The organism is Halobellus sp. EA9, assembly GCF_051195055.1.
In the GTDB taxonomy this organism is placed as follows: Archaea; Halobacteriota; Halobacteria; order Halobacteriales; family Haloferacaceae; genus Haloquadratum; species Haloquadratum rubicundus.
Genome location: NZ_JBNTJW010000001.1, coordinates 72,354 through 86,090, shown reverse-complemented (window position 1 = coordinate 86,090; position 13,737 = coordinate 72,354). Strand labels below are relative to the sequence as shown.

General features: G+C 68.2%; 14 protein-coding genes. 9 read left to right on the top strand and 5 right to left on the bottom strand.

Annotated elements, in window-relative coordinates; translation table 11 throughout:
- The first annotated feature begins 32 nt into the window (after positions 1-32).
- The 8 genes from ACQUQ0_RS00415 (at position 33) to ACQUQ0_RS00380 (ending at position 7,697) form a co-directional block, all read left to right on the top strand.
- The gene (locus ACQUQ0_RS00415; RefSeq protein WP_435183024.1) at positions 33-1,472 is read left to right on the top strand and encodes a CoA-binding protein; all 1,440 of its coding nucleotides are present in this window, start codon (positions 33-35) and stop codon (positions 1,470-1,472) included.
- Entirely contained in the window at positions 1,465-2,175 is a 711-nt protein-coding gene (locus ACQUQ0_RS00410; protein ID WP_435182511.1) for an acetate--CoA ligase family protein, read from the top strand. The genes ACQUQ0_RS00415 and ACQUQ0_RS00410 overlap by 8 nt, the downstream gene beginning before the upstream one ends.
- Complete coding sequence (locus ACQUQ0_RS00405) at positions 2,175-2,576, top strand: acyl-CoA thioesterase (protein WP_372388889.1); 402 nt, start codon at positions 2,175-2,177, stop codon at positions 2,574-2,576. The genes ACQUQ0_RS00410 and ACQUQ0_RS00405 overlap by 1 nt, the downstream gene beginning before the upstream one ends.
- Before the next feature lie 124 nt (positions 2,577-2,700).
- The gene (locus tag ACQUQ0_RS00400) at positions 2,701-2,895 is read left to right on the top strand and encodes a hypothetical protein (protein ID WP_372388892.1); all 195 of its coding nucleotides are present in this window, start codon (positions 2,701-2,703) and stop codon (positions 2,893-2,895) included.
- Between the two features lie 167 nt (positions 2,896-3,062).
- Positions 3,063-4,139: a cupin domain-containing protein gene (locus ACQUQ0_RS00395; RefSeq protein ID WP_372388894.1), complete on the top strand. Its 1,077-nt coding sequence runs from the start codon at positions 3,063-3,065 to the stop codon at positions 4,137-4,139.
- Between the two features lie 300 nt (positions 4,140-4,439).
- A complete protein-coding gene (locus tag ACQUQ0_RS00390; protein ID WP_435182510.1) occupies positions 4,440-5,747 on the top strand; it encodes an ABC transporter substrate-binding protein in 1,308 nt (435 codons plus the stop codon).
- Positions 5,748-5,769: 22 nt separating this feature from the next.
- The gene (locus ACQUQ0_RS00385) at positions 5,770-6,648 is read left to right on the top strand and encodes a branched-chain amino acid ABC transporter permease (protein WP_435182509.1); all 879 of its coding nucleotides are present in this window, start codon (positions 5,770-5,772) and stop codon (positions 6,646-6,648) included.
- On the top strand, positions 6,645-7,697 hold the full coding sequence (locus ACQUQ0_RS00380) for a branched-chain amino acid ABC transporter permease (protein WP_435182508.1): 1,053 nt from the start codon (positions 6,645-6,647) through the stop codon (positions 7,695-7,697). The genes ACQUQ0_RS00385 and ACQUQ0_RS00380 overlap by 4 nt, the downstream gene beginning before the upstream one ends.
- A gap of 33 nt (positions 7,698-7,730) precedes the next feature.
- Here ACQUQ0_RS00380 and ACQUQ0_RS00375 read toward each other — a convergent pair whose 3' ends face one another.
- The 5 genes from ACQUQ0_RS00375 to ACQUQ0_RS00355 all read right to left on the bottom strand — a co-directional run bounded on the left by ACQUQ0_RS00375 (position 7,731) and on the right by ACQUQ0_RS00355 (position 12,310).
- Entirely contained in the window at positions 7,731-7,916 is a 186-nt protein-coding gene (locus ACQUQ0_RS00375) for a hypothetical protein (protein ID WP_435182507.1), read from the bottom strand.
- Between the two features lie 74 nt (positions 7,917-7,990).
- Complete coding sequence (locus ACQUQ0_RS00370) at positions 7,991-8,695, bottom strand: ABC transporter ATP-binding protein (RefSeq protein WP_372388903.1); 705 nt, start codon at positions 8,693-8,695, stop codon at positions 7,991-7,993.
- Between the two features lie 244 nt (positions 8,696-8,939).
- Positions 8,940-9,818 (bottom strand): fumarylacetoacetate hydrolase family protein, encoded by an 879-nt coding sequence (locus ACQUQ0_RS00365; RefSeq protein WP_435182506.1) that lies wholly within the window; start codon positions 9,816-9,818, stop codon positions 8,940-8,942.
- Between the two features lie 74 nt (positions 9,819-9,892).
- Positions 9,893-10,807, bottom strand: a complete 915-nt coding sequence (locus tag ACQUQ0_RS00360) for an SDR family oxidoreductase (protein WP_435182505.1) — start codon at positions 10,805-10,807, stop codon at positions 9,893-9,895.
- A 3-nt stretch (positions 10,808-10,810) separates the two neighbouring features.
- Positions 10,811-12,310 (bottom strand): aldehyde dehydrogenase family protein, encoded by a 1,500-nt coding sequence (locus tag ACQUQ0_RS00355; protein WP_372388911.1) that lies wholly within the window; start codon positions 12,308-12,310, stop codon positions 10,811-10,813.
- Positions 12,311-12,525: 215 nt separating this feature from the next.
- Here ACQUQ0_RS00355 and ACQUQ0_RS00350 point away from each other — a divergent pair, with 215 nt between their 5' ends.
- Positions 12,526-13,731 (top strand): MFS transporter, encoded by a 1,206-nt coding sequence (locus ACQUQ0_RS00350; protein WP_435182504.1) that lies wholly within the window; start codon positions 12,526-12,528, stop codon positions 13,729-13,731.
- Positions 13,732-13,737 lie beyond the last annotated feature (6 nt).

Here is a 13,737-nt window from a genome sequence, read left to right as displayed (position 1 = left end):
TCGGCTCCCGGACCCAGGGGGAAAACGCTTTGATGGAGTTCGGGCTATGTCCGGGCGTGACGCTGCAACAGCTGTTCGATCCCTCGGGCGTCGCCGTCGTCGGCGCGTCGGACACCGAGGGCAAGATCGGATACGAAGCGATGGCGAACGCGGTGGCCTTCGACGGCCCCGTCTACCCGGTGAACCCCTCGGGCGAGGGCGAACTGTTCGGCCGGGAGTTCGTCGCGTCCGTGACGGAGATCGACGGCGACGTCGACCTCGCGCTCTGCTGTGTGCCGGGGCCGGCCGTCCCGGACGTCCTCGAAGAGTGCGGCGAGGCCGGCATCGGCGCGGCCGTCATCTACGCCAGCGGGTTCGCCGAGGCTGGCGAGGATGGCGAGGAGCTCCAGGAGGCGACCGTCGCGGTCGCCGACGAGCACGACATCTCGCTCCTGGGCCCGAACACGAGCGGCTTCATCGTGCCCGCGCTCGACCTCCGGTGTTCGTTCGCCAGCGGCGCCGAGGAGATCCCCGCGGGCAACATCGCGGTCGTCGCCCAGAGCGGCGGCGTCGGGCTCGTGTTGGCCTTCCAGGCCCGCCGTCAGGGCCGCGGCGTCTCCGCGGAGGTCGGCCTGGGCAACCGCGCGAACGTGGGGTTCGCCGAGGCCATCGAGTACTTCGACGGCGACGAGAAGACGGACGCGATCGTCCTCCACGTCGAGGGGACGGACGACGGGCGGCGCGTCCTGGAGGCCTGCCGCGCGAGCGACACGCCCGTGATCGCGTACAAGGTCGGCCAGTCCGACGTCGGCGACTTCGCGGAGTCACACACCGGCGCGCTCACCGGCGACCACGAGCTCTACACCGCGGGCTTCGCCCAGTACGGCGCGCCGACGGTCGACGCCACAGACGACCTGCTCGATGCGGCCGCCGCGCTCGGGAACTCCCCCGAGCCGGACGGCCCCAACGTCGGCGTCGTCACGGCGCAGGCGGGGCCGGGGATCATCATCACCGACCGGATCCAGCGCGCCGGCGGCCGGCTCCCCGAGCTGACGGCCGAAACCCAGGAGACGATCGACGAGATCCTGCCGGGGATCACCTACGCCGACAACCCCGTCGACACGGGCCGGCCGATGCCGGCGTTCGGCGACGTCGTGAGCGCCGTCGCCGAGGACGAGCGGGTCGACATCGTCCTCGTCTACGAGCTGTTCGAGGCGTCGATCGGCTACCCGATCGAGACGCTCGACGGGCTCACAGAGCGGGTCGGAAAGCCCGTCCTGTTCGCCAGCGAGGGCGTCGAAGAGGACCTCGCCGAGGAGCGCGCGAGGCTCGAAGCCGCCGGGATCCCCTACTTCTCGACGCCCGAGCGGGCGGCCGACGCCGCGGGCGCGCTGGCCCGGTACGCGAAACTGCACGACGACGCCGTCGCGGACGGCGGGAACGTCGCCGCTGGTGCCGACGCCGACGGCCGGGAGGTGAGCCGCGATGAGTGAGTCCGGCGAGCCCGCCCCGATCGCGTCGGCCCGCGCCGACGGGCGGACCACGCTGACCGAGGCCGAGGGCAAGGAGTTCCTGGCGTCGGCGGGGATCGACACGCCGGAGTTCGCGGTCTGTGCGGACGCCGACGCCGCGGTCGACGCCGCCGGGGAGGTCGGCTACCCGGTGGTCGTCAAGGTCGCCTCGCCCGCGGTCACTCACAAGAGCGACTGGGCCGGCGGCGTCGGGGTCGCGGTCGGCCTCGACTCCGGCGACGCGGTCCGCGAGGCGGCGACCCGGATCTTCGAGGCGGCCGACGAGCGGGGGATCGAGACCGACGTCCTCGTCGAGTCGGCGCTCGACACCGACCGGGGGACCGAAGTGATCGTCGGCGGGCTCCGGGACCCCTCGTTCGGGCCGGTCGTCCTCACGGGGCTCGGCGGCGTCTTCACCGAGGTGTTCGAGGACACCAGCCACCGGATCGCGCCGATCGACCGCGCGGAGGCGCGCTCGGCGATCGAGGAACTGCGAGCCGTCGAACTGCTCCGGGGATACCGCGGGAGCGAGCCGGCCGACGTCGACGCGCTCGCCGAGGCCGTCGCGGCCGTGGGCGACTTAGTGACCGACCACCCGATCGCCGAACTCGACGTCAATCCGGTGCTGGCGGGGACCGATGGAGTGATGACCCTCGACGCGCTTGTCGTGCTTGAGGATCAGTAATGTTCGAACGCACCTGGACCGTCCGATTCTCGGACACCGACCCGCACGGCATCGCTCACTACCCGCGCATCGTGGACGCGCTCCACGAGACCTCGGATATGTTTATGCAGGAGATCGGGTTCCCCTTCTGGGACCTCACGCAGAACTACGACTTCGGCTTCCCGCTCGTGGATATGGGCTTCGAGTTCGAGGCGCCGCTCCACGCCGGCGACGAGGTCCGGATCACGCTCACGCCCGATCCGAGCACCCGTGCGGTCCGCTTCGAGTACGAGGCGACCATCGACGACACCGTGGCGTTCTCGGGCTACGAACAGCGCGTCTGCGCCGAGACGGGCGGCGGCGGCGCGGTGGAGATCCCCGAGGAGATCCACTCGCAGTTCCGTGAGTACGCCGAGGAGTAGCAGTGAGTATCGCGACCCCCGATCGATTCCTCGCCGGACGGCACGGCGAGAATCGGTGAGACGTTGCGATACTCACTGTAAGCCGAGCGATACGCTTTTTAGAGTTACGCGGCAACCGAGGGGTATGGCGGAGTTCGAGAACCCCTACGCGACGGAGGATCCGTTCGTCGAGGCGCACTTCGACTGTCCAGACTGCGGCGGCAAGCTCTGGGAGTACGCGATCCAGCGCCAGATGGTCTGTGAGGACTGCCGGAAGCTCTTCACCTCGGCCGAGATCTTCGAGGCCCAGGCGAAGCCGCAGGTCGAGGCCGAAGCGTAGCCGACAGCTCCGTTCCGCGCATCGCTCGTCCGTCCGGGTCGCGGGCGGCCACGGTGGTCACGTCACATCTCTCCTCGGCCGTCTCGGGCCGGTCAGCGGCTGGTCTGCGATCGGTTGGCGTGCCGACGTCCAACACACTTATTATCGAGTTTTGCCAATGTGCCGATATGGCACAGCAAGAGCCAGAGGAACTCCTAGAGATGAGTTCCGACACCTGGGACATTCTCGAGGAGCACAACCTCCAGCCGCTGTGGGAGATCGAGGACGACATGGGGAACGCCCTCGAAGACCCCGAGGCGGAGATCTGGCGGTGGGAGGATATGCAGGAGGCGATCGACGCCATCGAGCGCGACGTGCCGATCTCGGAGCTGCCGCCGGGGTTCCAGCGTCGGGTCGCCGTCCCGATCAACACCGCCCACGCGATCTCGAACACGATCTACGTGGGCGTCCAGACCGTCTCGCCCGGCGAGACGGCCCCCTCGCACCGCCACGGCGCCAACGCGCTGCGCTTCACGATCGACGGCCACGAGGACATGAAGACGGTCGTCGCGGGCGAGGAGTTCCCGATGAAGGACAACGACCTCATCACCACCCCGCAGTGGGAGTGGCACGACCACGTCAACGAGAGCGACGAGACCGCGGCGTGGCTCGACGTCCTGGACCTCCCGCTCGTGCTGGACTCGCTCAACGCCAAGAACACCTTCGAGTACCACGAGCTCGAACGCCAGCCCGTCACCAAGAGCCAGGGCTACTGGGCCTCCCAGTACGGTCGCGGCCGCGCCCAGGAGGACCTCCAGGGCGACGACATCCCCGGACCGTTCGACGGCATCCGCGAGCCGACCCCGCCGTACCGCTTCCAGTGGGCGAACATGGTGGAGTCGCTCGAACAGCGTGCCGACAACAACGATCCGAACCCCCACGACGGCTACAGCCTCTCGTATGTCAACCCGGCGACGGGCGAGCCGCCGCTGTTCCCGACGATGTCCTTCCGCGCCCAGTTGATGCAGGAGGACACCGACCCCCACTTCCACAACATGACCGAGGTGTTCTTCGTCATCGAGGGCGAGGGCATCACCCACGTCGGCGACGAGGCACTCGAGTGGAGCAAGTGGGACACCTTCATCGTCCCGCCGGACGAGATCCACCACCACGAGCCCCACGGCGAGGCGACGCTGCTCGCGATCACCGACCGGCCGGTCTTCGAGGCGTTCAACCTCTACGCCGAGGCCGAACCGTCCTCCTGATCCCGGCTCGCGTTCCCTTTTCGGTCCGCACGTAACCGACGACAGCCGACGTTATAGTAGCGTTTGCAACCGATTACACATCCGATCGCACGACAGCGTGCGATCGAGTGGAAGACCTGCAAACGCCACTATATGAGCTCGACGGGAACCGGCGATTCGGCGCGTCGCCGTCGTGTTCGAAATCGAATATTCGGTGTATGGCCGGCTGACACGACCGATCCGCGGCCTCAGCGAGACGCGAGACGCCTCCCGCCCGACCATATACTTTTATATTCCATAATAATTAACGTCGGATACGGTATGGCTCGTGATGACACAATTCCGCGACGGACGTATCTCAAAGGAGCCGGAGCGACCGGCACAGTCGCACTCGCCGGACTCGCCGGGTGTACGCTCGGTGGTGGCGGTGACGGCGGGGGCGACGGTGGCGGCGACTCCGGCGGCGAAACCGACACCGGCGGTGCCACCACGACGAGTGGCGGCGACGCCGCACCGCTGACGATCGCGGCGACGGCGCCCATCACCGGGCGGTTCTCCTCGGTCGGCCAGGACATCGAACGCGGCTACAAACTCGGCGTCGCGCGGATGAACGAGAACCTCGACCGCGAGGTCGAACTCGTCCTCCGCGACGACGAGAGCAACGCCCAGACGCTCCGCGAGCAGCTCCAGCAGATCGTCTCGAACAACGACGTGAACATGATCTGGGGGAGCTTCTCCAGCCTGCTGGTGACCGCGGGCAGCGCCTTCGCGGAGAACCAGGGCCTCCCGTTCCTGGGCATCGCGTTCGCGTACGAGGCGCCGCACAACAACAGCAACTACGAGTGGACGTACGCGCCGTTCCCGAAGTCCCGGCACGTCGCGGACGCCACCCTCGGAAACATCCGCCTCATCCCCGAGGAGAACCGGCCGTCGAACGTCGGCATCTGGGAGCCCAACTCCGGATGGGGTAAAGAGCAGGCCGACTACTGGGAGCGGACGCTCTCGGAGGCGGGGTACAATATCGCGCTTCGGAAGACCTTCGAGATCGGCGCCTCGGACTTCTCGACGCTCATCTCACAGTCCCAGAGCGCCGGCGTCGAAGTGCTGCTCTCGAACCCGACGCCGCCGGGCGCGATCACCGCGATGAACCAGATGAAGTCGAACAACTGGGCGCCGAAGATGCTGAAGTTCGTCCGCGGCGCTGACCCGACCGCCTGGTGGTCGGCGCTCGGCCAGTCAGGCGAGTACGCGGAGATGTGTCCCGGCTGGGTGCCCGGCCTCACCGGCAACGGGAACGCCGCGCTCCGGGAGTCGTACAATCAGCAGTACGAATCCAGGGAGTACCTGCCGGTGATCGTCGGCGGCTCCTACAACCTCACGCAGACGGCCGAACAGGCCGTCGCCGCCGCGGGCTCTGTCGGCGCCGAGGAGATCCGCAACGCGCTGCGCAACACGGAGTTCCAGACCGTCATCGGGAACTTCACCTTCCAGGACAACGGGATCCCCACGGGCCTGACCGCGCCCGTCGGCCAGTGGTGGAACGGCGCCCAGCGCCTGGCCTACCCCGACACGGACTCCGAACGCGCGCTGGATTTCAAGTATCCGATCCCGCCGTGGAGCGAGCGATGAACGCGGTAGGGCACGCATAACGATGGTCGCAAGCGACCTGGTCGTTCAGTCGATCGCGAACGGCCTCCTGCTCGGGGGCATCTACGCCCTCGCAGCGCTGGGGCTGTCGCTCGTGTTCGGGATTATGGACGTCGTGAACCTCGCGCACGGCCACATGCTGATGGTCGGCGCCTACATCGCGATCCTGATCTTCGCTGCGACCGGCATCACGCCGCTCGTGGGGATGTTCCTCGCGATGGGGATTATGTTCGCCTTCGGCGTCGTGCTCCAGAAAGTGCTGTTGCAGCACGTCGTCGACGAGGGGCTCGAACAGCCGATCATCGTGCTGTTCGGTCTCGCGTTGGTGCTCCAGAACGTGGGCCGCATCCTGCTCGGCGGCGACGCCCGGACGGCGGACCTGGGCATCCCCGGCGGTGGGTTCGACCTCGGGGTCGTGTTCCTGTCGCTGCCGCGGACCGTCACGTTCGTCGTCTCGGTGCTGTTGATCGTGGCGACCTGGGCGCTGCTCCAGTACACGAAGACCGGGCAGGCCATCCGCGCGACCGCGCAGAACCGCACCGCAGCGAAGTACATGGGCATCGACACCGACCGCATCTACGTGATCACGCTCGGGATCGGCACGGCGCTCGCGGGCGCCGCGGGCGCGCTCCTGTCGATGATCTTCCCGATCGACCCCTATGTTGGGTGGTCGTACCTGCTGACGACGTTCGCCGTGGTCGTCCTCGGCGGGGTCGGGAGCGTCCTGGGGACGCTCGTCGGCGGGCTCGTGATCGGCGTCTCGGAGAACCTCGGGGCGCTGTTCCTCGGCGGCGGCTACCGGAACGTCGTGAGCCTGCTGATCTTCCTGGGCGTCCTGCTCGTCAGACCGCAGGGCCTCTTCCGCTCGGGGGGTGGCTCGTGAACCTCCTCAAGCGCGAACCGGGCGGCACGCTCGCCGAGGACCGCCGCGTGCAGGCGCTCGGCGTCGTCGCCGTGCTCGCGCTCGCGGCCGTGCCGTTCTCGACGACCGACGCGCTGACGGGGCTGATCCTGACCGGACTCGTCTACGTGATGCTGGGCATCTCGTGGGACCTCATCGCCGGGTACGCGGGGCAGATATCGCTGGGACATGCGGCGTTCTTCGGGATGGGCGCGTTCGTCTCGGCGTGGCTGACCACGCCGGGCGGCGCGGGCTTGCCCGCGGCGCTGGATATGCCGCTGCTCGTGGCGATCCTCCTCGGGGGGGTCGCCTCGGCGCTCATCGCGTTAGTGATCGGGCCGATCGTCTTCCGGCTGACCGGGCACTACTTCGCGATCGGGACGCTGGCGCTGGCGGCCGTGATCGAGCTGGTGATGCTCGACCGCCGGGACCTGACCGGCGGCGCGACCGGCTACTACATCAACGCGGACATCTCGATCGGCGAGCTGATCTCCCACGGTGATATGATGTACCTCCTGACGCTGCTCGCGACGGTCATCACCGCCGCCGTCACCTACTACATCGTCCGGGGGCCGGCCGGCCTCGGGATGAAGGCGATCCACGACGACGAGGACGCCGCGAGCAGCCTCGGCGTAAATCCGCTGAAGTACAAGATGTACGCGTTCGTCGTCTCGTCGTTCTTCGCGGGGATCGCGGGCGCGCTCTATGCGCACCACTCGCTCTACATCAACGCGCAGTCGACGCTCGCGGTGTCGTGGACGGTCGACTCGCTCATCGTCGTCATCCTCGGCGGGATGGGCACCTTCGTCGGGTCGTTCTTCGGCGCCGCGCTGTTCCTGCTCTTGGACAACGGCCTCTCGGCCATCGTCGGCGGACTCGCCACGGCGGTCGAGGGAATCCTGATAATCCTCTTCATCATCTTCCTCCCGAGCGGGCTCTACGGCCTCATCGAGGACAATCTGGTCGAGGAGATCTCCGGCTCTGGGGCCGACACCGACGTCGACGCCGACGCCGAGATCGCCAACGACTGAGCCCCCGGGAACTGTTTTCCGGCCCCTTGACGGTCAGTCGCCGAACCGTTCGCTCCAGCGGACGAACCGCTCGAAGCCGGCGAAGACGGCGAGAAACAGGACGGCGAAGACGACCCACCGATCGAAATCGAACTGACCGGTGAAGGCGAGGGCGGTGAAGATGTAGGAGACGGAGGCGGCGACGAAACCGCTGACGTACAGGACGCGTCGGTCGTTCATACGGGACCGACACCGCCGGGGTGCATAAGGGTTGCTCGGGAGACAGGTCCGTGCGGGCTCGGGCTGAGATCGGCTCAGGCGCCGAGGTAGGACTCCTCGACGCGTTCGTCGCGGGCGAGCTCCTGGGCGGTCCCGGAGAGAGCGATTTCGCCGGTCTTGATGACGTAGCCGCGGTCGGCGACGCGGAGGGCGTTGTAGATGTCCTGTTCGACCAGCAGGACGGTGGTGCCCTCGTCGTTGATGCGCTGGATGGCCTCGAAGACGTCGTCGACGAGGACGGGCGCGAGGCCGAGGCTGGCCTCGTCCAGGAGGAGGAGGTCGGGGTCGCTCATCAGGCCCCGACCGATCGCGAGCATCTGCTGTTCGCCGCCGGAGAGGGTGCCCGCGCGCTGCTTCTTGCGCTCTTCGAGGCGGGGGAAGATGTCGTAGACCTCCTGGAGGCGCTCTTGCATCTTGCTGCGGTCGATGTAGGCGCCGAGTTCGAGGTTCTCGCGGACGGTGCTCTCGGTGAAGACCTCGCGGCCTTCGGGGACGTGGGCGACGCCCTTGGCGACGACCTCCTCGTGGGGGAGCCCCCCGATGTCCTCGCCCTTGTAGCGGATCGCCCCGTCCATCGGGGTGAGGTCGCCACAGATGGATTTGAGGGTGGTGGTCTTGCCGGCGCCGTTGGCGCCCAAGAGCGCGACCGTCTCGCCCTCGTCGACTTCGAGGCTCACGTCCCACAGCACCTGTACGTTCCCGTACGCGACGTCTATGGCGTCCACTTCCAGTAGTGACATTGACTACCACCCCATTCATCACGGTCTTTCTTAAGCCTACCTTTCGCGTCGTGCCGACGGTGGGGGAACCGAGAGTGTAGGGCTGCGGGCGGCTACGACGATCGGTCTCGGGAAGAAACTGCGGTTGTTTGGTGGCTGTGATCCGGTCAGCCGCGACTGCCTTATAGTGATTACTCTCGTTTCTTATCGCCGAACGCCGTTACCGGGGGTGGCGTTCGGCGGTAAACAGTGAGAGTAATCACTATTACTCCTGGCCGCCCTTCTGGACGTTGGCGTCGGCGTAGCTGACGTCGCGGCCGGTGACGTCGACGGTCATCGAGCCGACGTCTTCGATCTCGGCGTCGATGGTGTCGCCGTCGTGGAGTTCGCTGACGCCCTCGGGCGTGCCGGTGGTGATGACGTCGCCGACCTCCAGGGTCGCGCCGAGCGAGGCGTACTGGACGACGTCGGCGCAGGTGTAGACCATGTCGCCGGTGTTCTCGTACTGGCGGCGCTCGCCGTTGAGCTGGAGCTCCATCTGGAGGTCCTGGGGGTCGTCGATCTCGTCGGCGGTGACGACGCACGGCCCGATGACGGTGAAGCTGTCGTAGGACTTGCGGTTCGAGCGGTCCTGGTCGCCGCGCAGCGAGATGTCGAGCAGGATCGTGTAGCCGAAGATGTGGTCCCACGCCTCCTCGGCGGAGACGTCCTTGGCCTCCTCGCCCATCACGAAGGCGAGTTCGATCTCGTGGTCGGTGCGGCGGTCCTCGAACGGCAGCTCGATGCCGTGGTCCGGGCCGACGACGCTGGAAGGCGCCTTGAGGAAGTAGCCCTTGTCCTTGATCGAGAACCACTCGTCGGTGGTGATGTCCTTGTCGGAGATGGCCTCCTCGATGTGGTTCTCGTAGTTCAGCGGCGCGGCGATGACCTTGCCCGGCCGGCCGACGGGCGAGCCGATCTCGACGTCGTCGACGTCGTGGTCGGGCTCGGCGTCCTCGTACTCGGCGGCGTCGTAGTCGCCCTCGATGTACTCGACGAGCGGCTCGTCGCCGTCGAGTCCGAGCCGATCGGTGAGGTCGATCACGCCCTCGCCGTCGTCTGTGAGCAGTCCGAGCTGGTCGCCGTCGTAGCGGACGAAGCGCATACCCGGGGTTTCGGCGGAATCGGTGATAAAAGATTTCTTTCCCGGTCGCGGGCGCTCGCCCCCGGAACCGGGACCTACAGGTAGGTCTCGGTCCGCGAGAGGTCGACGTCGTCGGCGACGTCCTCGCGGAAGTGCTCGGTCAGCGAGTCGAGCGTCCAGCCGTCGGGGCTGACGCCCACTGCCTCCATCCGCGGATCGGCGAAGACGCCGACGCGGTCCCCGCCCGCATACAGCGTACAGCCCGTGATGTCCTCGGCGGCCTCGCTCGCCAGGTACGCGACGAGCGGCGCCACCTTCTCGGGCGGCATCTCCTCGCGGGTGTAGGGGCGGTGTTCCTCGGGCACCGTCTCGGTCATCCGGGTGTAGCCGTTCGGGACGAGGGCGTTGACCCGGACGTGTGAGCGGACCAGCTCGTTCGAGACGGTGCGGATCATCCCGAGCACGCCGGCCTTCGCGGCCGCGTAGTTGGCCTGGCCGAGGCTCCCGCGGGCCGCCCCGCCGCTGACCGCGAGGTAGGAGCGCTGGCGGTCGAACCCGTCCTCACCGGCGTCCGCTGCGGCCTCGCGCCAGTGGGCCGCGGCCGCCCGCAGCGGCGCGAACTGTCCGGTGAGGTTGGTCTCGATCACCGCCGACCAGTCCGCTTCGGAGTGTTTGTGTGCCATCCCGTCGCGGAGGATGCCCGCGAAGTTGCAGACGAAGTCGACGCGGCCGAACTCCGAGACCGCATCGTCGATCAGCGCCTCGGCGTCCGCGAAGTCGGCGACGTCGCCGTGGTGGGCGATCGCCGTGCCGCCGGCGTCGCGGATGTCGCTCGCGACGGCCTCGGGGACGGACGCGTCGCTGCCGGTGCCGTCGACGGCCGCGCCGAGGTCGTTGACCACGACGTGGGCGCCCTGTGCGGCGAGTTCGTGCGCGGCGGCCTCACCGAGCCCGTGGCCGCCGCCCGCGACGACGCAGACCGCGCCGTCGAGTGACTCCGTTTCGGTCACCGCTCAGAACGGGTAGTCGCGAGGCTCGTGCTGGAGCGAGATCCACTTCTTCTCTGTGACCTCGTCGAGGAAGTCGTCGCTGTTGTAACCGCCGAGGCCGGAGGCCTTCGTCCCGCTGAACGGGACGTGGGCCTCGTCGTTGATGCCCTGGTCGTTGACGTGGATGTTGCCGGAGTCGATCCGCTTTGCGATCTGGAGCCCGGTGCCGATGTCGCCGGCGTGGACCGAGCCCGTCAGGCCGTACTCGGTGTCGTTGGCGATCTCGACCGCCTCGTCGACGTCCGAGAACGGGATCACGGGCGCGATCGGGCCGAAGTGCTCGTTGCACGCGGCGGCCATGTCGTTCGTGACGTCCGAGAGGACCGTGGGCTTGACGACCAGCGAGTCGTCGACGCCGTCGAGTTCGACGGTCTCGCCGCCGGTCTCCAGGGTCGCGCCGGCCTCGACCGTGCGCTCGACGTAGTCGAGCATCTCGTCGCGCTGGGACTCGTTGATGATCGGTCCGACCACGACCTCGCCGTGGGCGCTTCCGGCCGGGAGCGACTCGGCGCGCGCTGTCAGCTTCTCGACGTACTCGTCGTAGATCGACTCGTGGACGACGTGGCGGTTGATCGAGATGCAGACCTGCCCCTGGTGGATGAAGGAGCCGAAGACCGCGGAGTTGATCGCCTCGTCGAGGTCGGCGTCCTCGGTGACGATGTGGGCGTTGTTGCCGCCGAGTTCCATCGCCGGCACGGCGAGGTTCTCCGCGGCGAGGCCCGCGACGTGCTGGCCGACCTCGGTCGAGCCGGTGAAGGCGACGACGTCGCTGTCGGGGTGGCTCGCGAGGTGGTCGCCGATGTCCGAGCCGGAGCCGGTGACGACGTTGATCACGCCGCCGGGGATGCCGGCCTCCTCGGCCAGGCGGGCCCAGAGCAGGCCGCCGACGATCGGCGCGTCGGTCGCGGGCTTGAGGACGACCGAGTTACCCGCCGCGATGGCCGGCGCGAGCGCGCGCGCGGTGAGGTTCAGCGGGAAGTTCCACGGCGAGATGACCGTGACGACGCCCTCGGGCTCGCGGTAGACGAGGTTCTCCTTGCCGGGGATGTTGGAGGCGGCGGTCTCGCCCTTCATCCGCCGGGGGAGCGTCGCGGCCTCCGCGAGGTGGTCCATCGTGATCTGGACCGCGGTCTCGCCGACGCCGTGGATGCCGCCGATCTCGGTCGTGTTCAGCTCGATGATCTCCTCTTTGTGCTCTTCGAGCGCCTGGATGAGCCCCTGGACGGCCTCCTCGCGCGCGGCGGGCGGCTGCTCGCCCCACTCCTCTTGGGCCTCGACGGCCGCCTCGTACGCGGCGTCGACGTCCTCGGTCGTTCCCGCGGGGACCTCGGTTACGACCTCGCGGGTCGAGGGGTCCTCGACGGGTGTGGACTCGCCGCTCTCGGAGTCGACCCACTCGCCGCCGATATAGAGCTTGTTCCAATCCGCCTCGATGCTATATGGAGACTGGCCTTCGAGTGCCATACAATACCATTAGGCGTAGCACTAATGAAAGTTTGGTCAGATGGTCGATTTTACCGGCTGTCACCCGGTTACACCGGTGATATCTGGATTTTCGAACCGTCCGGTGGTCCGATCCGTTTGCTCGGAAAGCAAACAATAAAAGCGCACAGATTCACCGTTCGCCCACGCCCGACGCGTCGCCGCCGACTCCCCGGCCGGGCCGTGAGGGACACAGTATGACCGAGACACCGTCCGACGCCGTCGACTCGCTGACCAGTTGGCTCATCGTCGCGCTGGGACTCGTGATTCTCGTCCTCGATTGGGGGTTCATCTTCACCTTCACCGTCTACTCCGAGGCGCTCGCGGACGCCTTCGGCCTCTCGGGGCTCCGCGTCTCCTCGGTCTTTTCGATCACGACGGCGACGTTCTACGTCGCGGGCGGCCTGATCGGCGTCGTGATCGCGCGCCTGCCGCTCCGCCCCGTCGTCGCGACCGCGGGCGGGGTATTCGCCGTCGCGGTCGGGCTCCTCCAGGTTACCGACTCCTACCTCGGCCTCGTCGCCTCGTTCGCGCTCGTGGGGATCGCCGGCGGATCGATGTTCGTCATCGTGGTCTCGCTCGTCCCCCAGTGGTTCGACGAGTACGAGGGCCGCGCGATGGGCGTCACGATGATCGGCAACGGCCTCGGCATCCTGGTGCTGCCGCCCGTCTGGATCCGCCTCCTCTCGCGGACGGACGTCCGCGGCGCGCTGGCCGTCGTCGGGGGCGCGATGGCGCTCGTGATCTTCGCCGCCAGCCTCGTGTACCGGCGCCCGCCGGGGGGACGGGCCGGCACGTCCCCGGTCGACCGCTCGTGGCTGCGCGGGAACCTCACCGACCCCCGGTTCCTGGGCGCGCTGGCGGGGTTCTCGTTCCTGTGGAGCTGGTACTTCGTGCTCTCGGTCGACGCGGTCGGCGTACTCACCGCGAACGGGATCGCCCGCTCTGTGGCCGTCACGGCGTTCGGGATCATCGGCGGCGTCAGCGTCGTCGCCCGCGTCGCCAGCGGCGAGTTTGGCGACCGGGTCGGGATGCGGGCGACGCTCGTCGCCGGCGTGGGGCTGGCGGCGCTCGCGATGGCCGCGCTCCCGTGGACCGGTACCCGCCCCGCGACGTACGCGCTCTTGATCCTCTTCGGGGTCGGCCTCGGGACGGTCGCGCCGCTCTTCTCGCCGATCATCATCGAGCGGTTCGGCCCCGCGAACGCGACGGCCATCGTCGGGCTGTTCATCCTCGGACAGGCCGCGACCTCGTTCACGACGCCCGTCGCGTTGAACGTCCTCTACGACCTCTCGGGCGGGTACGCCGTCCCGCTTGTCGCGGTCGCGGGCCTGACGCTCCTCGGCGGGGCGATGTTCTACCGCGGCACGGCCCCGGCCGACGGCGTCGACGCCGGGGCCTGAACGCGA

Bases quoted from the DNA above. Each gene is read 5' to 3' on its own strand.
- ACQUQ0_RS00415 (WP_435183024.1), top strand. From the start codon at position 33: ATGGAGTTCGGGCTATGTCCGGGCGTGACGCTGCAACAGCTGTTCGAT.
- ACQUQ0_RS00410 (WP_435182511.1), top strand. From the start codon at position 1,465: ATGAGTGAGTCCGGCGAGCCCGCCCCGATCGCGTCGGCCCGCGCCGAC.
- ACQUQ0_RS00405 (WP_372388889.1), top strand. From the start codon at position 2,175: ATGTTCGAACGCACCTGGACCGTCCGATTCTCGGACACCGACCCGCAC.
- ACQUQ0_RS00400 (WP_372388892.1), top strand. From the start codon at position 2,701: ATGGCGGAGTTCGAGAACCCCTACGCGACGGAGGATCCGTTCGTCGAG.
- ACQUQ0_RS00395 (WP_372388894.1), top strand. From the start codon at position 3,063: ATGGCACAGCAAGAGCCAGAGGAACTCCTAGAGATGAGTTCCGACACC.
- ACQUQ0_RS00390 (WP_435182510.1), top strand. From the start codon at position 4,440: ATGGCTCGTGATGACACAATTCCGCGACGGACGTATCTCAAAGGAGCC.
- ACQUQ0_RS00385 (WP_435182509.1), top strand. From the start codon at position 5,770: ATGGTCGCAAGCGACCTGGTCGTTCAGTCGATCGCGAACGGCCTCCTG.
- ACQUQ0_RS00375 (WP_435182507.1), bottom strand. From the start codon at position 7,916: ATGAACGACCGACGCGTCCTGTACGTCAGCGGTTTCGTCGCCGCCTCC.
- ACQUQ0_RS00370 (WP_372388903.1), bottom strand. From the start codon at position 8,695: ATGTCACTACTGGAAGTGGACGCCATAGACGTCGCGTACGGGAACGTA.
- ACQUQ0_RS00365 (WP_435182506.1), bottom strand. From the start codon at position 9,818: ATGCGCTTCGTCCGCTACGACGGCGACCAGCTCGGACTGCTCACAGAC.
- ACQUQ0_RS00355 (WP_372388911.1), bottom strand. From the start codon at position 12,310: ATGGCACTCGAAGGCCAGTCTCCATATAGCATCGAGGCGGATTGGAAC.
- ACQUQ0_RS00350 (WP_435182504.1), top strand. From the start codon at position 12,526: ATGACCGAGACACCGTCCGACGCCGTCGACTCGCTGACCAGTTGGCTC.